Genomic DNA, 19,686 nt, shown 5'->3' on the forward strand with positions numbered 1-19,686 from the left:
CGATCGTTTGAACCTAAGCCTCCCAGCCCGCCCCACTGACCGCCGCCTGCGCCAATGGGTGCAAGTCTGCCCCCTGATGCTCCGTCTGCCAGGCCAGCAACTCCTTGCGCATGCCGGGCGTCCAGTACATCTGCAGATGATTACGCACGCCGAGCACGGCCAGTTGCTGGTCCGGCTCACTGGCGAAGTATTGGGCGATCTGGTTGACCATTTTGATCAGGTTGTCAGTGCTCATCGGCGCACCTCCGCTTTGGCGCCACGGGCCTGACGGCGATCCTTGAGCAAACGGTCCTGTTCGTCGCTGAAGGCCTGGTAGCGTTTTTGCCACTCGGAAGGGTGGTACACGCGGCTGACTTCCACGGCGGTGACCTTGTACTCCGGACAGTTGGTGGCCCAGTCGGAATTGTCGGTGGTGATCACGTTGGCCCCCGATTCAGGGAAGTGGAAGGTGGTGTACACCACGCCCGGGGCGACCCGTTCGGTGACCCGTGCACGCAGTACGGTCTGGCCGGCGCGGCTGCCGATGCCGACCCAGTCGCCTTCGTTGATGCCACGGCTCTCGGCGTCGGTCGGGTGGATTTCCAGGCGGTCTTCGGCGTGCCAGGCGACGTTGTCGGTACGCCGGGTCTGGGCGCCGACGTTGTACTGACTGAGGATGCGGCCGGTGGTCAGCAGCAGCGGGTAGCGATTGTTGACCTTTTCCTCGGTGGGCACGTAGCCGGTGAGCATGAAGCGCCCCTTGCCGCGTACGAATTCCTCGATGTGCATGGTCGGCGTGCCGTCCGGTGCCGCGGCGTTGCACGGCCATTGCAGGCTGCCGTGGCGATCCAGTTCGGCGTAGCTGACGTTGGTGAAGGTCGGCGTCAGGCTGGCGATTTCATCCATGATTTCTGACGGGTGCTGGTAGTTCATCGGGTAACCCAAGGCGTTGGCCAGGGCCACGGTGCCTTCCCAGTCGGCCTTACCGCCCAGGGGCTCCATGACTTTGCGCACCCGGGAGATGCGCCGCTCGGCGTTGGTGAAGGTGCCGTCCTTTTCCAGGAACGAGCTGCCCGGCAGGAACACGTGGGCGAACTTGGCGGTTTCGTTGAGGAAAATGTCCTGCACCACCACGCATTCCATGGCCGACAGCGCCGCGGTGACGTGCTGGGTATTGGGATCGCTTTGAGCGATGTCTTCGCCTTGGCAATACAGGCCCTTGAAGCTGCCGCCCAGCGCTGCCTCGAACATGTTGGGGATGCGCAGGCCCGGGTCGGGTTGCAGGGTCACGTTCCAGGCCTGTTCGAACTGCGCCCGCACCACCTCGTTGGAGATGTGCCGGTAGCCAGGCAACTCGTGGGGGAAGGAGCCCATGTCGCAGGAACCCTGAACGTTGTTCTGCCCACGCAGCGGGTTCACGCCCACGCCTTCGCGGCCGATGTTGCCCGTGGCCATGGCGAGGTTGGCGATGCCCATGACCGCGGTGCTGCCCTGGCTGTGCTCGGTGACGCCCAGACCGTAGTAGATCGCCGCGTTGCCGCCGGTGGCATACAGACGGGCGGCGGCACGGATGTCGGCAGGTTCTACGCCGCAGATGGGACCAAGGACTTCCGGCGAGTTTTCCGCGCGGCTGACCAGCTCGCTCCAGCGGGCGAAATCACTGCCCTCGCAACGGGCGTCGATAAAGGCTTGGTTGAGCAGGCCTTCGGTGACGATGACGTGGGCCAAGGCGTTGAGCATGGCGACGTTGGTGCCCGGGCGCAGGGCCAGGTGCAGTTCGGCGCGGGCATGCACCGAGTCCACCAGATCAATGCGTCGCGGGTCGATGACGATCAGCCGCGCGCCTTCACGCAGGCGACGTTTGAGCTGGGAGGCGAACACCGGGTGGGCGTCGCTGGGGTTGGCGCCCATCACCAGGATCACATCCGCCTGCATCACCGAGTCGAAACTCTGGGTGCCGGCGGACTCGCCCAGGGTTTGTTTCAGGCCATAGCCGGTCGGCGAGTGGCAGACCCGCGCACAGGTGTCGACGTTGTTGTTGCCGAAGGCGGCGCGCACCAGTTTCTGCACCAGGTAGGTTTCTTCATTGGTGCAGCGGCTGGAGGTGATGCCTCCGATGGAATCGCGGCCATATTTTTGCTGCAGCCGACGGAATTCGCTGGCGGCGTAGGTCACCGCTTCATCCCAGCTGACTTCCTGCCAAGGGTCGTTGATGTGCTGGCGGATCATCGGCTTGGTGATGCGATCCGGGTGGGTGGCGTAGCCCCAGGCAAAGCGCCCTTTGACGCAAGAGTGGCCGTGGTTGGCTTGGCCGTTCTTGTCGGGAACCATGCGCACCAGTTGGTCGCCTTTCATCTCGGCGCGGAACGAGCAGCCTACGCCGCAATAGGCACAGGTGGTGATCACGCTGCGTTCGGGCTGACCCAGTTCGACCACGCTTTTTTCCATCAGGGTCGCGGTGGGGCAGGCTTGCACGCAGGCGCCGCAGGACACGCATTCCGAGTCGAGGAAGTTGTCGCCACCGGCGGCCGCGACCCGGGATTCGAAACCGCGCCCGGTAATGGTCAGGGCAAAGGTGCCTTGGGTTTCTTCGCAGGCGCGCACGCAACGGTTGCAGACGATGCACTTGCTCGGGTCGTAGTCGAAGTAGGGGTTGGAGGTGTCCTTGACGTCGGCCAGATGGTTGTCGCCTTCATAGCCGTAACGCACTTCCCGCAGGCCAACCTGGCCGGCGACGGTTTGCAACTCGCAGTTGCCGTTGGCCGAACAGGTCAGGCAGTCCAGCGGGTGATCGGAGATGTACAGCTCCATGACGTTGCGCCGCAGCGTGGCGAGCTTCGGCGTCTGGGTGTGTACGCTCATGCCCTCGGTGACCGGCGTGGTGCAGGACGCCGGGTAGCCGCGCATGCCGTCGATCTCCACCAGGCACATACGGCAGGAGCCGAAGGCTTCCAGGCTGTCGGTGGCACAGAGCTTGGGAATGGTGGTGCCCAGCAGCGCGGCGGCGCGCATCACCGAAGTGCCTTCGGGCACGCTGATGCTGCGGCCGTCGATGTTCAGGGTGACTTGCACCTGGCTGTCGCGGGCCGGAGTGCCAAGATCGATGTCTGTGTTCGGGTCGAAGAGGGTGATCATTGGTCGGCCTCCGAGGCTTGCAGACCGAAGTCGGCGGGGAAGTGCTTGAGGGCGCTGGCGACGGGAAAGGAGACCATGCCGCCCAAGGCGCACAGCGAACCGTATTGCAGGGTGTCGCAGAGGTCCTTGAGGATGATCAGCTGCTGATCACGATCGCTCTGGTCAGGCGCGGCCAGCAGGCGGTCGATCACCTCCACGCCCCGGGTCGAGCCGATACGGCACGGGGTGCATTTGCCACAGGACTCCTCGGCGCAGAACTGCATGGCGAAGCGCGCCATGTGGGCCATGTCCAGGCTGTCATCAGCCACCACCACACCACCGTGACCGAGCATGGCGCCGATGGCGGTGAAGGCCTCGTAATCCAGCGGCGTGTCGAATTGCGACGGCGGCACCCAAGCGCCGAGCGGACCGCCCACCTGCGCCGCCTTCAGCGGCCGGCCACTCGCAGTGCCACCACCGTAGTCTTCCACCAGTTCGCGCAGGGTCAGGCCAAAGGCCCGTTCCACGAGCCCGCCGTGACGAATATTGCCCGCCAGCTGGAAGGGCATGGTGCCCAGGGAGCGGCCCATGCCGTAATCGCGATAGAACTGCGCGCCCTTGGCCAGAATCAGCGGCACCGAGGCCAGGGTCAGCACGTTGTGCACCAGGGTCGGCAGACCGAACAAGCCCTTCAAGGCCGGGATCGGCGGCTTGGCGCGAACGATCCCGCGCTTGCCTTCGAGCGAGTCCAGCAGCGCGGTTTCTTCACCGCAGATGTAAGCGCCGGCACCGACGCGCACTTCCATATCGAAGGCCTGGCCGCTGCCGCCGACATTGGCGCCGAGGTAACCGGCGGACCGGGCAATGGTCAGCGCCTGGCGCAGGGTGGCTACGGCGTCTGGATATTCCGAACGCACATAGATGTAGCCGTAAGTGGCACCGACGGTGATGCCGGCAATGGCCATGCCTTCGATCAGCAGGAAGGGGTCGCCTTCCATCAACATGCGATCGGCGAAGGTGCCGGAGTCGCCCTCATCGGCGTTGCACACAATGTACTTCTGCGCCGCTTGAGTGGCGCGCACCGTGCGCCATTTGATCCCGGCCGGAAAAGCCGCGCCGCCACGGCCACGCAGGCCCGAATCGAACACTTCCGTCGCGGTCTGCTCGCCGCCCACGGTGACGGCCCTTTTTAAGCCCTCGAAGCCGCCGTGAGCGCGGTAATCGTCCAGCGACAGCGGCTGGGTAATGCCGGCGCGGGCGAACAGCAGGCGTTGTTGAGACTTGAGATAAGGCAACTCTTCCACCAAGCCCAAGGCCAGTGGATGCGCGGACGGCTCGCCTTGCAGGGCTTCGAGCACGGACGGCACATCGGCAGCGGTCAGCGGGCCGAAGCCGATACGGCCTTGCGGGCTGTCCACTTCCAGCAGCGGTTCCAGCCAATACAGGCCGCGCGAGCTGGTGCGCTGCAACTCCAGGGGCAGATTGCGTTCCCGGGCCTGAGTGATAAGGGCCACCGCCACTTCATCGGCACCCACGGCACGGGCCAGCGAATCACTGGGCAGATAGAGCGACGGCATCATGCGTCCTCCCGGCAAGCGTCAAGCAATGCATCCAGACGCTCGGCACTGAGCCGCGCATGCACCCGGCCATCCAATTCCAGAGCAGGCGAGCAGGCACAGGCGCCGAGGCAATACACCGGGCGCAAACTGATGCTGCCGTCGGCGCTGCTGCCGTGGTCATCCAGTTGCAGACGGTCGCGCAACTGCGCCGCAAGCTGCTCGGCGCCGCGACTTTTGCAGGACTCGGCCCGGCACAGCCGCAGGATATGCCGGGCCGGCGGCGCGGTACGGAAATCATGGTAAAAACTGATCACTCCGCGAACCTCGGCCTGACTCTGGTTCAGCGCGTGGGCAATCTCGGGCACGGCCGCATCGGGGATGTAACCGATGCGTTCCTGAATATCATGAAGGATGGGCAACAGTGCGCCCGGGGAGCCCTTGTGGCGCTCCAGCAGGCTGTTGACCATCGGCAGGTGCAACATCTCATCAGGCATTCAGCAATCCTCACGGTCACGGACAAACCAGGCGGTTGTCGGTCGTCCGAAAGTGTCGGCTGCGGCACTCACACCACGTCACGGTATCGTGGCATTTTCAGGCCGTTGGCCAGGGCACCCTGAGCGGGCATCTTGTTGTGCCCGGCGCGGTCTTCGCCGCACCTCAAAAGGGCATAAATCAGCTTGCCACGGGGCTTTCAATTCATCTGCACCAAAGCGACGTGCTCGGTTCTTTCCACGACCTTCTATTGAGTCTAGAAGAGTGCGGCCCTCGGCGTCGTCCCTGAATGGTCGGGGACTATGTGCAGCGCTATCGCGAATCATGCTTGAACCACCCCCGACCCGCTGCTGATGCACCAGTTTCCAGTGCTTGTGCCAAGCTGATGGAGTGTTAATACGCCTGCCGCTCAGGCAAACCTCAGGAAACCCATGCCATGAAGACCACTCATGCATCGCACGTCCGTCGAGAATTCTTCAAAGCAATCGGGTTCTACTTGCGTGTTGTCTGGCCGATCTTTTCCATACTGTTTTTTCTGATCGTGCTGATCGGCCTCATCATCAGCCACCTGGAGGGATGGGATCCTTTTGACGGCATCTATTTCGGCTTCGTGACCGGTTTGACCATTGGTTATGGAGAACTCGTGCCGAAACTTGGCGTCTCGCGGGTTCTGGCGATTTTTCTGGGGTTCAACGGGGTGCTGATAACAGCGATATTTGCGGCGATCAGTGTTCGGGCGATTGAGGTTGCAGTGCGGGCGGCGGGGCAGGACGAGTCGGATAAGCCGACGGCGTGAAGTCATGCTTGGTCCGGATGAGCAAGGCGTGCCTTCTCAGCCAGCCTCTTTGGAGGTTCATCCCCCTCACCCGTATTTTTCATGAATGGGGCGACGAAGCTCGGACCAATCCATTTCATCGATTTCATTTGGCAAAGGTTCAGACCCAGTAAGGCGACACCCACCACCCAAGGCGTTCACTCACTGTAAAATTTCGTGGTAGCGATGCACTCCGACCACCCGGACATCCCGGACTTCGATCTACCGCGCTGGTTGAGTTATCCACAGGTGCTGCTGTCCTGGCGCGGGTATTGAAGGACGTGATCAGCCAGCTACAGTGAACGTGCGATGCCGTTCGATATAGATCGCAAAGGAGCCCACATGAATAAAATCATCCTGCCCGCGCTGGCCATTTTGATCGCGACTCAATCCCCGGCACACGCCATCAACGACAAATACCGCCAACAACTCGAGCAATCCGGCTGCACCCAGGTCAGCGAAACCCAAGGCTGCGATATCCACAGGACCAAGGCGGAAAACGCCAAGGCCGGATTCACCAACCCCGCCGCGGACAGCACAATCACCCAGACCCCTTATGTCGGGCAGTGGGTGGCCAAGAGCGATTCAGGCGACACCGTAGCCACCATCCGCATCGATGCCAAGGAACAAGTCTGGGTCAACGGCCAACGGGTCGACGCCAAGCGCACCGACGGCACGCTGCAATTCCGCCAGGGCAAGATCCTCTTCACCATTCAGGGTGATCGTCGCCTGCAGAATGAAGACTACTGGATGGACAGCGATGCCGGGACCAAGGGACCGATTCAGATTGAGTAGCTTTTTGTGCGATCGTGTGGCGTGAAGCGTCGAAGTGCATTGAAAAACAGGAGCAGCAAATGATTGACTTCAACAACAAGGGATTCTTCAAACTCAAGCAAAACGAAGAATACGCCGAACGCGTTTCCGCCCTTTTGCTCGACGGGGAACACGTCATCGACTCCTACAAATCCATGCGCGATGGCGTGGTATTCACCAACAAACGCATCATCGCCGTCAACGTGCAGGGCCTCACCGGCAGCAAGAAAGACTTCACCTCGTTGCCGTACAAAAACATCGTGGCCTACTCGGTGGAAACCTCGGGAACGTTCGACCTGGATTCCGAGCTCGAAATCTATTTTTCGTCGTTGGGAAAAGTGAAATTCGAATTCACCGGCAGGACATCGATGGTGGAAATATCAAAACTGATTTCCCAGCACGTGCTCTGAGCCGAATGATCAAAAGCCCCGAAAACTCGGGGCTAACAATGCCAGTCAGCTCACCTCAACCCCTGTAGGAGCTGGCTTGCCAGCGAAAGCGCCAGACCAGCCAACATCAATGTTGAAAACCCTGCCATCTTCGCAAGCAACCCGCTCCCCATTTTTCAAAAACTACGCTTCAGACGTCGCCGTAGTCCGCCTAGGTGGGACTGTGGAAGGCCGATCCCGCGTAAGCACCTTCACCGCATCATCAACCACCGCCTTACTCATCGCCGTCAAATAATGCGCAGCCCAGGCGTGGCGGTCGGTGTCCTTCGCGTAGGCAGCATCTGCTGTAAGCGCCTTGGCGAGAAACAGGAAATCGGAAGCCATGGCTAACGCATCGCCGAGAGGGACGTCGCGAGTGACGTGGAACAGTGGTTGGTCTGAACAATAGATAGCGGGTGTCAGGCCGATGGTTTTGAGCTCTGTTGATTCGGTCATTTGCCACCTCCGATGACGGAGAGGCGGTGGGAGAGGGTAAACGGTGGGGCGGTAGGCAATTGGGAGTTATGTAAAGGGAAAAGCCAAATTTTGTACGGATCCATACTGCGCATTGCAAAGCTCCTTAATTTGAAGAGCTGCCACAATTCGTTACCAAGCGAATGGGTGGCAGCTGTGCGCAGGTTGGTAAACCGGGAAATCAAGGAAACCGGCACGCCCGAAGGCGTCCCACGCACAGCCGCCATAACGCAGATCGCAGGCGAAAAAAAAGCGCCTGCGAACGCATGGCACTGTTGCGCAGTGATTTACCTCGGGTTACCAAGCCCGGTCGCTGAATTGGCAGCGACGGCGAAAGAATATCGCGCAGCCTCCGTTCTTGCAACCTTTGAAGGGGCGTTAACTCAATTCCATCATAAAGAGGGTTATTGAATGCGGACCGTTTGTTTGTTATGTGGGAAAAGTCCTACATCCACCAGTCGATACACAATAGGAAAGATCTGAATCTCGATTTTAACGATATCTGGATGAGCGATTGCTTGTTCCAAAAGCCATATATTCCGTCCTGAAGATTGATAATCCACTAATTGCCAAGGAGCGGTCGCATGGCGTTTGACGCTTTTATCAAAATAGAAGGTATTCCAGGCGAAGCTCTTGATGAGCAACATAAAGACTGGATAGAAATTACCGGATACAGCTTCGGCACTCACCAAGGCACTTCCGCTACAGCCAGCTCTGCAGGTGGCGGCTCATCTGGCCGCACGACCGTTAGCGACTTCACCTTCACCAAAAACCTGGACAAATCCAGTTGTAAGCTCATAGAAACCAGCTGCGCAGGTGATCATCTGAAAGAAGTCGTGTTGACACTGCATCGCGCTGGTGGCGAGAAGCAGAAGTATTTTGAGATCACGCTGGAAGAAGTCATCATTTCAAGCTATTCACAAAATGCAAATGATGGCGTGCCTACTGAAAGCCTCAGCCTCAACTACGGACGTATTAAAACGATCTACACTCAGCAAAAAAGAACGGATGGTAGTGGAGGAGGCAACGTAGCAGGTGGCTGGGATCGAATCAGCAATAAAAAATACTCCTGAGGTCGCCATCAATGCCAGAGACCTTTATAAATCCAAGAATGCAGCCTTATTCATATTTGAAGTCGACATTGCAGCTTGGCAAAAACTCAATGTCAAAATTTGATGTATTAAATGCACATATTATCAATACAGTAGTGCTGCCAGGCGAGCTAATAGTTATGGGTGATAATTCGACACCTTCCTGTACAACCGAAGATGCGTTTTACATGAAGAAGGCATCTGAAGTTCATTCAGCCCTAATGTCAAATGGAATGCAGGGTGATGGCTTTTTAGTTGAAAATCATGCGTTAATAACAGAAGTACTTGGGTATTCATCTCTAGGGGTGGGTGCCGTTGGCGGTGCCTGGAGTAAACACCTTGATGGCATCAAGCAAACCCTTGAGGACATTGACACGGCTCATCGCGATCACCTCAGAAGTGGAACGACTCAGACTCGAGATGATTTTTACGCAAAGCGCAAGGTGCTATTTGAAAAGCTTGATGATCAACTAAAAGGTTTCGCCAAATATGGGTCGGGTCTGCGTAACCAAGGCTCTATAAAAAATATGCTTGGGATATCCACGAAAAGCTATTTGCACTCAGGGGTGATAGCAGGTTACGCCAAAACTATTAATGGCGTGGCGAAAGCTTCTAATCTCATGAAAAAAGGCACTTACCTGGGTATCGGTCTGAGTGTGGCTGCAACTGGATCATCTATCTACACCGCGTGTACGACTGGGCGGGAAACGCAATGCAGAAAAGCTAAATATATTGAAGGTGGTAAATTGTCTGGAAGTATTATTGGTGGAACCTTCGGAGGTACAGTAGGAGGCGGTGCGGCTACGATTGGTTGTGTTGCGGTACTCGGATTCGTCACTGGAGGCGCTGGAGCCTTGGCTTGTGCTGTAATTGGGGGCGCGTTAGGTGGATGGGGTGGTGGGGAAATTGGTGGTAAAGCCGGAGAGCGGATAGGCGACGTAATTTATGAGAGCACTTTACCATGAGTGAACTTACGTTGGCGGTCGTTGGGCTAGTTATAATGGTATGCTTATTTCTTGCGATATGCTGGATATTTTTGTCTTCTTATCTGTTTACCGAATTAATTGAAAGCTATCTTGGTAGAAGTAAGTTTGTAGCGAATAATCGAGAGGGTTTGTCGGGTTTAGGGTTGCTCGGTACAGTTATGAAGAACTGTTCAATTGCATTGATGTTTTTGATTCCGAAGCTTTGTGAGAAACGAGGTCTTATCGAAAAAAATGAATTGGCGAATTTGCCGGTTCACCTGAAGAGGAAGTTGTTAGCGCCATGGATCACTGGTGGAGTATTGTTTTTTGCATTGTTCGTTTTTTGGCTTTTGGTCGTGTGACTCTAACACTTAGTTGGAAGCGTCCTTCCTTTTCTTGGACTGGCCTTGCTTGGATCACGACAGCAGTAAGGAGTTGTTAGTGGAAAGTTAGACATAACGAAGGGCACGGACTGATGGCTCGTGGAAAAGTGAAGCCAATAGCAAAAAAATGCAAATATTGCGGCATAATTAATGAAGCAGGTCTAAGGCAAATTAAAAGAGGTCTCTGCTATGAATGCAGAAAATCAATGCATGAATCAACAAGGCCCAGTATGTCGAAGGAGGCCAAAGTCCGGTTAACGGTTGCGCTCAGCGTTATTTCCTTGATTTTTTTAACATTGGCTGGTCATTCAATTTATTTTAAACATCTCGTGCTGCCTTATGGAAGTCGTGGGCGATCTATGTTGCTGGAGTTCAAAGGTTTGGGGGTTATAGTGCCAGCGCTGGCGCTGATTCTGCTCTCAGTAAGTATGTTATCCATCGTTGCAGTCAACCATCATCGTAGCTCTAACGAAAAGGTGTATAAGAAAATAATGAAAATCAGTCTGTGTGCAGGCTTAATTTTGTATTCAGTAATTATTTTCTTTGGTAACGATTTGCGCTAAAGGTTACCCAATTAAAATGGGCGTAATATCTTGGCGTGTCTATTTTCTTTCCGCTCTCTGTTAAAAGAAAAGGGGGATAGGATTATTACTCAAACGGAAATAAATTTGTCCCCCTTTCCCGTCGTCCCTGTCCCCTTCCCTCGGCGTTTTATGTGACGTACACATTGACTTGGTCATCTGGCTTCGGCAGCATCTACCCCAATCGCGCCCGATCCTCTGGTGCTGGCTCAGTCCGGCATTACGTTCGGGCCTTCTTGTTTCTCGGACATGAAAGTTTTCTACCCCCAGCTCCGCTGAAACCGTTCCGTACATACCTGATTTGGTTGCGCTGCTGACCAGCGGAGAATGCAAATCCAAGACCCGTGCCGATGACGAGGATCGTAGAATTGATTGGTAGTAGGAGAACGTCGTATATCCTGTTTTTTCGTATTTTTTATCTAAGAATGGGTGCCAAGAATAAGTTTGGCATTAAGCGCATCGAGTAGATCAAATGCGCTGATATAGGGCACATCGAATTGCTGGCAAATATTTGGAATTTTGATTTTCTGACTGGTCGGAGGCACCAACACCTCGTGGGTTACAACGGTCTGCCTGGTTGCGCTCGCTTTTGCAATCAACCATGGATCGGCACCATCGAGAAAGCGTATTTTTTCTGCTTGCTTAGCGAGCGGTAGATCCATAACAAACGTAGCGATCTGCGCAAAGGTTATCTGTGTGCTGGAGTCGTCGACGGGTAAAAAGTGGTTTGGCCGGTTTTTCGCCCATCTGGATAGCTCGTCGCCATAGTCAACCAATTCCTTGTATACAAGTGATACGCTGGAGATCTTGCCGGCGTCATATGCGCTGTCTAGCCAGTCCCAGAAACCAGGGCAGAAGCCCATTCGGTAGTGAGTATTTTTCGCTTGTATGTAGGAGTTCGCATCTAGCAGATAACTCAAAATCCAAGTTCCTTTTTAGAATAGTCAGATAGCTTGTGCGGCTTCACGCCAATCAGGCGCGCTGCATCTCGATAAAGCATTCTTCCGCTTAATGCTTCACTTGCCACAGCTGTAGCAAGCGTTTTGCTGACTCGCCCTGTCTGCAGTCTATTGTAGGGCGGTGCTCCAGTCTTGCTGCGAGCTTTGTGCTCGGCGATCTTTCTGGCGATAAATGCACCGTATTCAGACGCCGTTATGAGATTGAAAGTCAGGGCGCGCCTGGCTATCACCCAGCCACTAACATGGAAGAATTTTGTTAAGGGCGGGATGTTTTCTTGCCACTCAACATCGGCGTCCCAAACGGAAAGGAATTCGCACTTAGGAGTTAAGAGTTCTGCCGCTACCGCATTACACAAGCTCTCTTCCGATCTATGATTTTGAGGCTCGCCATCAGACACGCCAGAGCGACCTATCCAGATATGCGACAGTTCATGAGCCAAAGTGAACAGTCTTGCCTCAGGGCAATCGGCTGTGTTGATGAAAATGACCGGAGCTAGCTTGTCGCTGATTGCAAAGCCCCGGAACTCTTCCACAAGCAATGGCCTACTCGTATTGTTGTTCACAATACTGTTGCGCATCACAATTATGCCCGCAGCCTCAATTTTGCCTACCAGGCTTTTGAAATAGTCATCAAAATCGCCACGGTTTGGTTTGTTGGCTATCCCCAAGGTTGTTCGGATGTCAGCAACGATCTCCTCGACGCTGTCGCTCACGGAAAATCTTCCAACGATTCTGTTTTCAGTGACGCCTTGGCTGCTCAGGTAGTCGCGATACCAATCTTGTCTCTCCATGGCCCACCTGATGGTATCCATGAGGGCGAGACTGTATCCGGGGTCGCGTTTTCCATTGACCGTTCTCAGATCCGGTAGAGGAAGGTTTTCCTCCGGCGGCTGAGACAGATAAAGGTAACCAAATGGGATGTACGTCTGCCGGGCGTAATTCATCGCCTGGTTGAAGGAGGGCTTTTTCTTGCCTTGCTCCCACGCCAGAACGTTGTCTTCCTGCGTACCAAGACTTTTTGCCAAGGTGCTCGTGCTCAGGGATGCCCGCTCACGCGCCCATCGCAGAACGTCCGGATTAATCAGCGCTTCCATGTGTGATTCCGATTGGGTGTCATAACCATTCCCGCCAAAAGCCGTTGCACAGCAAATTCAAACGATAGCCGTATCTGACTACAAGGGCGGGGCGCCGTCACCTGTTTTCGGCCGCCGAGCGCTGCACAATTGTAAGCCCCGAAGAACTCGGGGCTCATTGGGGCTCAGCCGCTAGCTTTCGGATTTCGCCGCCGTCTGCTTAGGCATCGGTGCCGGAGCCCGATCGCGCGTAAGAACCTTCACCGCATCATCAACCACGGCCTTACTCATGGACGTCAGATAATGAGCGGCCCAGGCGTGGCGGTCGGTGTCTCTGGCGTAGGCAGCGTCTTCGGTGAGTGCTTTGGCGAGAAATAGAAAATCAGAAGCCATGGCTAACGCATCCCCGAGAGGGACGCCGCGTGTGACATGGAATAGGGCTTGGTCCGCGCAGTAGATGGCGGGGGTTAAACCGATGGTTTTGAGCTCTGATTGTTCGGTCATTTGCCACCTCCGATGATGGAGAGGCGGTGGGAGAGGGTGCGTGACGAATTGTTACGCGATTGGGAATTGCGTAGAGGGAAAAGCCAAATTTCGTACGGATCGATGCTGCGCATTATCAGACTCCTTGATATGGGGAGCTGCCACATTCGTTTCCACACGAATGGGTGACAGCTGTGCGCAGGGTGGAAAACCGGGAATCAAGGAAACCGGCACGCCCGAAGACGTCCCACGCACAGCCGCCATAACTCACGCCGCAGGCACAAAAAAAGCGCCGGCAGACGTGATGGGGGCGCTGTTGCGCCTTGAATTACACGGGTTTCCACACCCGGTCGCTGAATTGGCAGCGACGGTGGAAGGGTATCGCTTAGCCCCCGTTCCTGCAACCTTCGAAAAGGTGTTAACTCAATACAACCATAAGAAGGAGTAATGAAAGTGTACCGTATGCTTATTGCGTGGGAAACGTCCTACATCAGCCAGCCAATATACAATAGGAAAGATCTGAATCTTGAATTTAACGATATCTGGATGAGCGATTGACCTTTCCAGAAGTTGTACATTTCCTCGTGCAAAATTTATAAACAAACTATTGCCGAGGAGCGGTCGCATGGCGTTTGACGCTTTTATCAAAATCGAAGGTATTCCAGGCGAAGCGCTTGATGAGCAACACAAGGACTGGATAGAAATTACCGGATACAGCTTCGGCACTCATCAAGGCACTTCAGCTACAGCCAGCTCTGCAGGTGGCGCCTCATCGGGCCGCACGACCGTTAGCGACTTCACCTTCACCAAGAACCTGGACAAATCCAGCTGTAAGCTCATAGAAATCAGCTGCGCAGGTGATCATCTGAAGGAAGTCGTCCTGACACTGCATCGCGCTGGTGGCGAGAAGCAGAAGTATTTTGAGATCACGCTGGAAGAGGTCATCATTTCAAGCTATTCACAAAATGCAAATGATGGCGTGCCTACTGAAAGCCTCAGCCTGAACTACGGACGTATTAAAACGATCTACACTCAGCAAAAAAGAACGGATGGTAGTGGAGGAGGCAACGTAGCAGGTGGCTGGGATCGAATCAGCAATAAAAAATACTCCTGAGGTCGCCATCAATGCCAGAGACCTTTATAAATCCAAGAATGCAGCCTTATTCATATTTGAAGTCGACATTGCGGCTTGGTAAAAACTCAATGTCAAAATTTGATGTGTTGAATACACATGTTATCAATACAGTTGTGCTGCCAGGCGAGTTAATAATCGTCGGTGATGATTCGACACCGACCTGTACGGCCGAAGAAGCGTTCTACATGAAGAAGGCCATTGAAGTCCATTTAGCATTAATGGCCAATGGAATGCAGGGTGATAGTTTTTTAGTTGAAAATCATGCGCTCATAACAAGAATGCTTGGGTATTCATCTATAGGTGTAGGTAGCGTTGGCGGTGCCTGGAGTAAACACCTTGATGGTATCAAGCAAACCCTTGAAGACATCGAAGTGGCTCATCGTGATCATCTCAGCCGTGGGACGACTCTGGCTCGAAGTGATTTTTTAGCAACGCGCGAGGTGCTATTTAAGAGGCTGGATGATCAACTTAAAGGTTTTGCCAAGTATGGGTCAGGTCTACGCAATCAGGGCTCGATAAAAAATATGCTTGGGATATCCACAAAAAGTTATTTGCACTCAGGGGTGATAACAGGCTATGCAGAAACTATTAACAGCGTGGCCAAAGCTTCGCATTTCATGAAAGCAGGCACTTACTTGGGTATAGGTCTGAATGTGGCTGCAACAGGAACATCTATCTACGCCGCGTGTACCACCGGGCGCGAAATACAGTGCAGAAAAGCTAAATATGTTGAAGGTGGCAAATTCACTGGAAGTCTTGCCCTCGGAACTGTGGGTGGATCCGTCGGAGCTGGTATGGCAATGTTAGGATGCGCTGTGGCTTTAGGCACCGTAACCGGCGGCCCTGGTGCGCTAGCTTGCGCAGTCATTGGGGGTGGCGTCGGCGGCTATTATGGAGGTGAGATAGGTGGAAAAATAGGAGAGTCGGGTGGAGAAGTTATTTATGAGATCTTGCCACAGTGAGTAATGTTGCGCTGGCGATCATCGTAATATCGATACTTTTTCTTGGAGTAGTATCAGCGTGCTGGATTATTTTGTCTTCATATCTTTTTACTGAGTTGGTGGAAAGTTACCTGAATAAAAGTAAGTTTGTAGCGAGTAATCGCAAGGTGCTTTCCCATGCAGGTTTGATGGGGCTGCTCATCCGGAATTGTGCAATGGCACTAATGTTTTTGATTCCTCGGCTCTGTGAAAGGCGTGGCCTCATAGAAAAAGATGAGTTGTTGAATCTCCCGGTCCACCTAAAACGAAAGTTGTTGGTGCCATGGGTTATTAGTGGTATTTCATTATTTGCGGCGTTTATCTATTGGCTTTTTGTCGTTTGATTCTAAGGCGTAATTGGAGGCACCTTCCCCTTGGGCGGGTTTTGCATAGACCACCACAGCCGTAGGGAATTAGTGGCAAGTTATACATGAGGAAGGGGGCGGGCTGATGGCTCGTGGAAAATTTAAGCCAATAGCAAGAAAATGCAGATGCTGCGGCGCACTAAGCGAAGCAGGAACAAGACGAATTAAAATCGGTCTCTGTTATGAGTGTAGAAAATCTAGGCATGAATCAAAAGAAAAAACTGTGTCGCGGGTACATAAAATCCGATTAATGATCGTGCTTAGCGTTTTTTCCTTTATGTTTTTAACATTAGACGTTTATGCAGTTTGTTTTAAATATCTCGTGCTGCCTTATGGAGGTCGTGGGTATTCAAGGTTGTTGGAATTCAAAGGCTTGGAAGTTGCCGTGCCAGCGGTGGCGTTGATGTTGCTCTCAGTTGGTACGTTATCTGGTGATTGTAGTCAATCGCTATCGTTGCTCTTGCAAGCAGCTGTTTAGGGAAATAATGAAAATCAGTCTGTGGGCAGGGTTTATTTTGTATTTCGTATCTATTTTCTTTGGCAAAGAATTGCGCTATAGTTTGTTTGATTAGAGTGGGAAATGCTCTGTTTGCATATCATTTTTTATTCACTCCTTATTAATAGAAAAGGGGGGTAAATATTAATAAAATGAAATATTTTTTTCTCCTTTCTTAACGAAAAACCTCGAGGCCCCGGCCCATCATTTACTGTATATCTTTCAAGTAATCCTTGAGTGCGATCAGCGGTGAATCAAGCTGCTCAATCGTTCTAACAGTGCTGAAATTTGACGCCAACCTATTCAGCTCGCGTCCCAAGACTGTATCAATGCCGCCGATGGCGTTCAGTGCCAGACCCAAGCACTCATCCACTTTCAACTGAATCGCCTCAACATCCCCCCGACGCACCAGCAACCCAAAGACCTCCCGCTCATAATCACTCATCATCAGATCATCCCGCAGAATCGGACTCGAGTCTTCCGTCTCATAAGCGAGCTTGAGTGAGAGCAGGGCAACGGTTTCCAGCAGCAATTCCATGAGAGGAATCCTTGTGAGATGTTCTGGCGGTGCGGGTGGCGTGGAAGAGCAGAATCAAAAGCATCGCCAGCAAGCCGGCTCCTACAGGTCGGCGGGGTGTCAGTCACTTTATCGCAGACGAAAAAAAAGGCCTTGCAAAGCAAGACCTTTCTTAATTTTGGTGCCCCGAGGGAGACTCGAACTCCCACTTCTTGCGAAAACGGATTTTGAATCCGCCGCGTCTACCAATTCCGCCATCAGGGCTCAATGGCGGCGAAGTATAGAGATGAGATAACCGTCGGTCAATCAGGTACATGGAGAATTTTTGATAATTCCGCTAGACTTCCCGGCCCTGCTAGACGAACCCCATCATGCGCGTTGCTGACTTTACCTTCGAGCTCCCTGATTCGCTGATCGCCCGCCACCCGTTGGCCGAGCGTCGCAACAGTCGCCTGTTGACCCTGGATGGGGTCAGCGGCGCCCTGGCACACCGTCAATTCACTGATTTGCTGGAGCATTTGCGCCCTGGCGATTTGATGGTGTTCAACAATACCCGGGTGATTCCGGCGCGGCTGTTTGGCCAGAAGGCTTCCGGCGGCAAGCTGGAAATTCTGGTGGAGCGGGTGCTGGACAGCCATCGTGTGCTGGCCCATGTGCGTTCCAGCAAGTCGCCCAAGCCGGGGTCGAAGATCCTGATCGACGGCGGTGGCGAGGCCGAGATGCTGGCGCGTCACGATGCGTTGTTCGAGCTGGGGTTTGCCGAAGAGGTGTTGCCGCTGCTTGATCGCGTCGGGCATATGCCGTTGCCTCCTTATATAGACCGCCCGGATGAAGGCTCGGACCGCGAGCGTTATCAGACGGTGTACGCCGAGCGTTTGGGCGCGGTGGCGGCGCCGACGGCGGGGCTGCATTTCGATCAGCCGCTGATGGAGGCGATTGCCGCCAAGGGCGTCGAGACGGCGTTCGTGACCTTGCACGTGGGTGCGGGGACGTTCCAGCCGGTGCGGGTCGAGAAGATCGAAGATCACCACATGCACAGTGAATGGCTGGAAGTCGGCCAGGATGTGGTGGATGCGGTTGCCGCCTGTCGTGCTCGCGGTGGTCGGGTGGTGGCGGTGGGGACCACTAGCGTGCGTTCCCTGGAAAGTGCCGCGCGCGATGGCGTGCTCAAGCCGTTCAGTGGCGATACCGACATCTTTATCTACCCTGGCCGCCCGTTTCATGTGGTCGATGCCCTGGTCACCAACTTCCATTTGCCCGAATCCACGCTGTTGATGCTGGTTTCGGCGTTCGCCGGTTATCCCGAAGCCATGGCCGCCTATAAAGCCGCCGTCGAGCATGAATACCGCTTTTTCAGCTACGGTGATGCGATGTTTATCACCCGTAACCCCGCACCACGTGGCCCTGAGGACAAAGAATGAGTCGCCAAAGTCGTATGTCGTTTGAGTTGCTTGCTACTGACGGCAAGGCTCGTCGCGGTCGTTTGACCTTCCCTCGCGGTACCGTCGAGACCCCGGCCTTCATGCCGGTGGGCACGTACGGCACCGTGAAGGGCATGCTGCCGCGGGATATCACCGCCACCGGCGCGGAAATCATTCTGGGCAACACTTTCCACTTGTGGCTGCGTCCTGGCACCGAAGTGATCAAGAAGCACGGCGACCTGCACGATTTCATGCAGTGGAAAGGCCCGATTCTGACCGACTCCGGCGGTTTCCAGGTGTTCAGCCTGGGCGCGATGCGCAAGATCAAGGAGGAGGGCGTGACCTTCGCCTCTCCTGTGGATGGCGCCAAGGTGTTCATGGGCCCGGAAGAGTCGATGCAGGTCCAGCGTGACCTGGGTTCGGACATCGTGATGATTTTCGATGAATGCACACCGTATCCGGCTGATGAAGACGTCGCTCGTATTTCCATGGAGCTGTCGTTGCGTTGGGCCAAGCGTTCGAAAGAGGCCCATGGCGACAACACGGCGGCGCTGTTCGGCATCGTGCAGGGCGGCATGCACCAGGATCTGCGCATGCGCTCCCTGGAAGGCCTCGATAATATCGGCTTCGATGGCCTGGCCATTGGCGGGCTGTCGGTGGGCGAGCCCAAGCACGAGATGATCAAGGTGCTGGACTACCTGCCGGGACAGATGCCGGCTGACAAACCTCGTTACCTTATGGGCGTTGGCAAACCGGAAGATCTGGTGGAGGGTGTGCGCCGCGGTGTGGACATGTTCGATTGCGTGATGCCAACCCGTAATGCCCGCAATGGGCATCTGTTCATTGATACAGGCGTGCTGAAGATCCGTAACGCGTTCCATCGCCATGATGATACGCCGCTGGATCCGACGTGCGATTGCTACACCTGCCAGAACTTCTCCCGTGCTTATCTGCACCATCTGGACAAGTGTGGCGAAATGCTGGGTAGCATGTTGAATACCATCCACAATTTGCGCCATTACCAGGTGCTTATGGCTGGTTTGCGCGAGGCTATTCAACAGGGTACATTGGCCGCCTTTGTCGATGCCTTCTACGCCAAACGCGGACTTCCCGTTCCGCCTTTGGACTGAGTTTTCTGACCCCAAGATTCAACATTTGCAACTGGAGTGCTAAATGAGCTTTTTTATCTCTAACGCCATGGCTGACGCTGCTGCACCTGCTGCCGGCCCAATGGGCGGCGGCTTTGAGTGGATTTTCCTGGTCGGTTTCCTGGTCATCTTCTACCTGATGATCTGGCGTCCACAGGCCAAGCGCGCCAAAGAGCAGAAAAACCTGCTGAGCAGCCTGCAGAAAGGCGACGAAGTGGTGACCACCGGTGGTATCGCCGGCAAGATCACCAAAGTGGCCGACGACTTCGTGGTTCTGGAAGTTTCCGACACCGTCGAAATGAAGTTCCAGAAGGGCGCCATCGCCGCCACGCTGCCAAAAGGCACGCTCAAAGCGATCTAAGTTTCAACTTCTACTCAATCGACGGGGCGCGCAAGGCGCCCCGCGTCATAAGCGG

The 19,686-nt window shown here is 54.8% G+C and carries 23 protein-coding genes and 1 tRNA gene; 14 read left to right on the plus strand and 10 right to left on the minus strand.

The genetic code is table 11. The annotated features are described in order from the left end of the window. Positions 1 to 13: 13 nt before the first annotated feature. Genes ACA041_RS04660 through ACA041_RS04675 form a run of 4 tightly spaced genes read right to left on the minus strand, consistent with a single transcriptional unit; the run spans position 14 to position 5,146 of the window. Positions 14 to 235, minus strand: coding sequence for a formate dehydrogenase subunit delta (locus ACA041_RS04660; RefSeq protein WP_201196574.1), 222 nt, complete (start codon positions 233 to 235; stop codon positions 14 to 16). After that, on the minus strand, positions 232 to 3,114 hold the full coding sequence (gene fdhF, locus ACA041_RS04665; protein WP_497440086.1) for a formate dehydrogenase subunit alpha: 2,883 nt from the start codon (positions 3,112 to 3,114) through the stop codon (positions 232 to 234). Before fdhF ends, ACA041_RS04660 begins: the two co-directional genes overlap by 4 nt. Then, positions 3,111 to 4,673, minus strand: a complete 1,563-nt coding sequence (locus tag ACA041_RS04670; RefSeq protein ID WP_497440087.1) for a formate dehydrogenase beta subunit — start codon at positions 4,671 to 4,673, stop codon at positions 3,111 to 3,113. The genes fdhF and ACA041_RS04670 overlap by 4 nt, the downstream gene beginning before the upstream one ends. Continuing rightward, complete coding sequence (locus tag ACA041_RS04675; RefSeq protein ID WP_497440088.1) at positions 4,670 to 5,146, minus strand: formate dehydrogenase subunit gamma; 477 nt, start codon at positions 5,144 to 5,146, stop codon at positions 4,670 to 4,672. Before ACA041_RS04675 ends, ACA041_RS04670 begins: the two co-directional genes overlap by 4 nt. A gap of 434 nt (positions 5,147 to 5,580) precedes the next feature. Here ACA041_RS04675 and ACA041_RS04680 point away from each other — a divergent pair, with 434 nt between their 5' ends. From ACA041_RS04680 to ACA041_RS04690, 3 genes are all read left to right on the plus strand, one after another. Further along, positions 5,581 to 5,940, plus strand: coding sequence for a potassium channel family protein (locus ACA041_RS04680; protein WP_497440089.1), 360 nt, complete (start codon positions 5,581 to 5,583; stop codon positions 5,938 to 5,940). Between the two features lie 360 nt (positions 5,941 to 6,300). Next, positions 6,301 to 6,753, plus strand: a complete 453-nt coding sequence (locus ACA041_RS04685) for a hypothetical protein (RefSeq protein ID WP_497440090.1) — start codon at positions 6,301 to 6,303, stop codon at positions 6,751 to 6,753. A gap of 59 nt (positions 6,754 to 6,812) precedes the next feature. Next, positions 6,813 to 7,181, plus strand: coding sequence for a PH domain-containing protein (locus tag ACA041_RS04690; protein ID WP_150748538.1), 369 nt, complete (start codon positions 6,813 to 6,815; stop codon positions 7,179 to 7,181). Positions 7,182 to 7,343: 162 nt separating this feature from the next. Here the strand turns inward: ACA041_RS04690 and ACA041_RS04695 are convergent, their stop codons facing one another. Next, positions 7,344 to 7,655: a DUF3077 domain-containing protein gene (locus ACA041_RS04695; RefSeq protein WP_497440091.1), complete on the minus strand. Its 312-nt coding sequence runs from the start codon at positions 7,653 to 7,655 to the stop codon at positions 7,344 to 7,346. Between the two features lie 90 nt (positions 7,656 to 7,745). On the opposite strand from ACA041_RS04695, the gene ACA041_RS04700 reads away from it, so the two are divergent. From ACA041_RS04700 to ACA041_RS04720, 5 genes are all read left to right on the plus strand, one after another. Further along, entirely contained in the window at positions 7,746 to 8,084 is a 339-nt protein-coding gene (locus ACA041_RS04700; RefSeq protein WP_497440092.1) for a hypothetical protein, read from the plus strand. A 173-nt stretch (positions 8,085 to 8,257) separates the two neighbouring features. Then, on the plus strand, positions 8,258 to 8,746 hold the full coding sequence (locus tag ACA041_RS04705; RefSeq protein WP_497440093.1) for an Hcp family type VI secretion system effector: 489 nt from the start codon (positions 8,258 to 8,260) through the stop codon (positions 8,744 to 8,746). An 11-nt stretch (positions 8,747 to 8,757) separates the two neighbouring features. Beyond that, entirely contained in the window at positions 8,758 to 9,729 is a 972-nt protein-coding gene (locus ACA041_RS04710; RefSeq protein ID WP_497440094.1) for a hypothetical protein, read from the plus strand. Continuing rightward, positions 9,726 to 10,091, plus strand: coding sequence for a hypothetical protein (locus ACA041_RS04715; RefSeq protein WP_497440095.1), 366 nt, complete (start codon positions 9,726 to 9,728; stop codon positions 10,089 to 10,091). The genes ACA041_RS04710 and ACA041_RS04715 overlap by 4 nt, the downstream gene beginning before the upstream one ends. A gap of 113 nt (positions 10,092 to 10,204) precedes the next feature. Beyond that, on the plus strand, positions 10,205 to 10,675 hold the full coding sequence (locus ACA041_RS04720; RefSeq protein ID WP_497440096.1) for a hypothetical protein: 471 nt from the start codon (positions 10,205 to 10,207) through the stop codon (positions 10,673 to 10,675). Between the two features lie 437 nt (positions 10,676 to 11,112). Here ACA041_RS04720 and ACA041_RS04725 read toward each other — a convergent pair whose 3' ends face one another. The 3 genes from ACA041_RS04725 to ACA041_RS04735 form a co-directional block, all read right to left on the minus strand. After that, positions 11,113 to 11,613: a DUF4411 family protein gene (locus ACA041_RS04725; protein ID WP_497440097.1), complete on the minus strand. Its 501-nt coding sequence runs from the start codon at positions 11,611 to 11,613 to the stop codon at positions 11,113 to 11,115. After that, positions 11,610 to 12,746 carry an ImmA/IrrE family metallo-endopeptidase gene (locus ACA041_RS04730; RefSeq protein ID WP_497440098.1) on the minus strand — a complete coding sequence of 379 codons (1,137 nt, stop codon included), beginning with the start codon at positions 12,744 to 12,746 and terminating at the stop codon, positions 11,610 to 11,612. The genes ACA041_RS04725 and ACA041_RS04730 overlap by 4 nt, the downstream gene beginning before the upstream one ends. Before the next feature lie 171 nt (positions 12,747 to 12,917). Then, entirely contained in the window at positions 12,918 to 13,229 is a 312-nt protein-coding gene (locus ACA041_RS04735; RefSeq protein WP_497440099.1) for a DUF3077 domain-containing protein, read from the minus strand. A gap of 604 nt (positions 13,230 to 13,833) precedes the next feature. On the opposite strand from ACA041_RS04735, the gene ACA041_RS04740 reads away from it, so the two are divergent. From ACA041_RS04740 to ACA041_RS04750, 3 genes are all read left to right on the plus strand, one after another. After that, positions 13,834 to 14,322, plus strand: a complete 489-nt coding sequence (locus ACA041_RS04740; protein ID WP_497440100.1) for an Hcp family type VI secretion system effector — start codon at positions 13,834 to 13,836, stop codon at positions 14,320 to 14,322. An 11-nt stretch (positions 14,323 to 14,333) separates the two neighbouring features. Continuing rightward, a complete protein-coding gene (locus tag ACA041_RS04745; protein WP_497440101.1) occupies positions 14,334 to 15,305 on the plus strand; it encodes a hypothetical protein in 972 nt (323 codons plus the stop codon). A 468-nt stretch (positions 15,306 to 15,773) separates the two neighbouring features. Beyond that, the gene (locus tag ACA041_RS04750) at positions 15,774 to 16,166 is read left to right on the plus strand and encodes a hypothetical protein (protein ID WP_497440102.1); all 393 of its coding nucleotides are present in this window, start codon (positions 15,774 to 15,776) and stop codon (positions 16,164 to 16,166) included. Between the two features lie 226 nt (positions 16,167 to 16,392). Here ACA041_RS04750 and ACA041_RS04755 read toward each other — a convergent pair whose 3' ends face one another. Then, positions 16,393 to 16,722 (minus strand): hypothetical protein, encoded by a 330-nt coding sequence (locus ACA041_RS04755; RefSeq protein WP_497440103.1) that lies wholly within the window; start codon positions 16,720 to 16,722, stop codon positions 16,393 to 16,395. A 158-nt stretch (positions 16,723 to 16,880) separates the two neighbouring features. Beyond that, positions 16,881 to 16,965, minus strand: a tRNA-Leu gene (locus ACA041_RS04760). Between the two features lie 107 nt (positions 16,966 to 17,072). Between ACA041_RS04760 and queA the strand changes: the two genes are divergently transcribed. The 3 genes from queA to yajC are packed head-to-tail and all read left to right on the plus strand — an operon-like array spanning position 17,073 to position 19,631. Next, entirely contained in the window at positions 17,073 to 18,122 is a 1,050-nt protein-coding gene (queA, locus tag ACA041_RS04765) for a tRNA preQ1(34) S-adenosylmethionine ribosyltransferase-isomerase QueA (RefSeq protein WP_008025479.1), read from the plus strand. A gap of 14 nt (positions 18,123 to 18,136) precedes the next feature. Further along, positions 18,137 to 19,252 carry a tRNA guanosine(34) transglycosylase Tgt gene (gene tgt, locus ACA041_RS04770; RefSeq protein WP_497442006.1) on the plus strand — a complete coding sequence of 372 codons (1,116 nt, stop codon included), beginning with the start codon at positions 18,137 to 18,139 and terminating at the stop codon, positions 19,250 to 19,252. 43 nt (positions 19,253 to 19,295) lie between these two features. Then, positions 19,296 to 19,631 carry a preprotein translocase subunit YajC gene (gene yajC / locus ACA041_RS04775; RefSeq protein ID WP_007982729.1) on the plus strand — a complete coding sequence of 112 codons (336 nt, stop codon included), beginning with the start codon at positions 19,296 to 19,298 and terminating at the stop codon, positions 19,629 to 19,631. Positions 19,632 to 19,686 lie beyond the last annotated feature (55 nt).

It is taken from the genome of Pseudomonas sp. LBUM1676, assembly GCF_059695605.1.

Excerpts from the sequence above, each read along its gene's own strand:
- ACA041_RS04660 (WP_201196574.1), bottom strand. The coding sequence starts at position 235 with ATGAGCACTGACAACCTGATCAAAATGGTCAACCAGATCGCCCAATAC.
- fdhF (WP_497440086.1), bottom strand. The coding sequence starts at position 3,114 with ATGATCACCCTCTTCGACCCGAACACAGACATCGATCTTGGCACTCCG.
- ACA041_RS04670 (WP_497440087.1), bottom strand. The coding sequence starts at position 4,673 with ATGATGCCGTCGCTCTATCTGCCCAGTGATTCGCTGGCCCGTGCCGTG.
- ACA041_RS04675 (WP_497440088.1), bottom strand. The coding sequence starts at position 5,146 with ATGCCTGATGAGATGTTGCACCTGCCGATGGTCAACAGCCTGCTGGAG.
- ACA041_RS04680 (WP_497440089.1), top strand. The coding sequence starts at position 5,581 with ATGAAGACCACTCATGCATCGCACGTCCGTCGAGAATTCTTCAAAGCA.
- ACA041_RS04685 (WP_497440090.1), top strand. The coding sequence starts at position 6,301 with ATGAATAAAATCATCCTGCCCGCGCTGGCCATTTTGATCGCGACTCAA.
- ACA041_RS04690 (WP_150748538.1), top strand. The coding sequence starts at position 6,813 with ATGATTGACTTCAACAACAAGGGATTCTTCAAACTCAAGCAAAACGAA.
- ACA041_RS04695 (WP_497440091.1), bottom strand. The coding sequence starts at position 7,655 with ATGACCGAATCAACAGAGCTCAAAACCATCGGCCTGACACCCGCTATC.
- ACA041_RS04705 (WP_497440093.1), top strand. The coding sequence starts at position 8,258 with ATGGCGTTTGACGCTTTTATCAAAATAGAAGGTATTCCAGGCGAAGCT.
- ACA041_RS04710 (WP_497440094.1), top strand. The coding sequence starts at position 8,758 with ATGCCAGAGACCTTTATAAATCCAAGAATGCAGCCTTATTCATATTTG.
- ACA041_RS04715 (WP_497440095.1), top strand. The coding sequence starts at position 9,726 with ATGAGTGAACTTACGTTGGCGGTCGTTGGGCTAGTTATAATGGTATGC.
- ACA041_RS04720 (WP_497440096.1), top strand. The coding sequence starts at position 10,205 with ATGGCTCGTGGAAAAGTGAAGCCAATAGCAAAAAAATGCAAATATTGC.
- ACA041_RS04730 (WP_497440098.1), bottom strand. The coding sequence starts at position 12,746 with ATGGAAGCGCTGATTAATCCGGACGTTCTGCGATGGGCGCGTGAGCGG.
- ACA041_RS04735 (WP_497440099.1), bottom strand. The coding sequence starts at position 13,229 with ATGACCGAACAATCAGAGCTCAAAACCATCGGTTTAACCCCCGCCATC.
- ACA041_RS04740 (WP_497440100.1), top strand. The coding sequence starts at position 13,834 with ATGGCGTTTGACGCTTTTATCAAAATCGAAGGTATTCCAGGCGAAGCG.
- ACA041_RS04745 (WP_497440101.1), top strand. The coding sequence starts at position 14,334 with ATGCCAGAGACCTTTATAAATCCAAGAATGCAGCCTTATTCATATTTG.
- ACA041_RS04750 (WP_497440102.1), top strand. The coding sequence starts at position 15,774 with ATGGCTCGTGGAAAATTTAAGCCAATAGCAAGAAAATGCAGATGCTGC.
- ACA041_RS04755 (WP_497440103.1), bottom strand. The coding sequence starts at position 16,722 with ATGGAATTGCTGCTGGAAACCGTTGCCCTGCTCTCACTCAAGCTCGCT.
- queA (WP_008025479.1), top strand. The coding sequence starts at position 17,073 with ATGCGCGTTGCTGACTTTACCTTCGAGCTCCCTGATTCGCTGATCGCC.
- tgt (WP_497442006.1), top strand. The coding sequence starts at position 18,137 with ATGTCGTTTGAGTTGCTTGCTACTGACGGCAAGGCTCGTCGCGGTCGT.
- yajC (WP_007982729.1), top strand. The coding sequence starts at position 19,296 with ATGAGCTTTTTTATCTCTAACGCCATGGCTGACGCTGCTGCACCTGCT.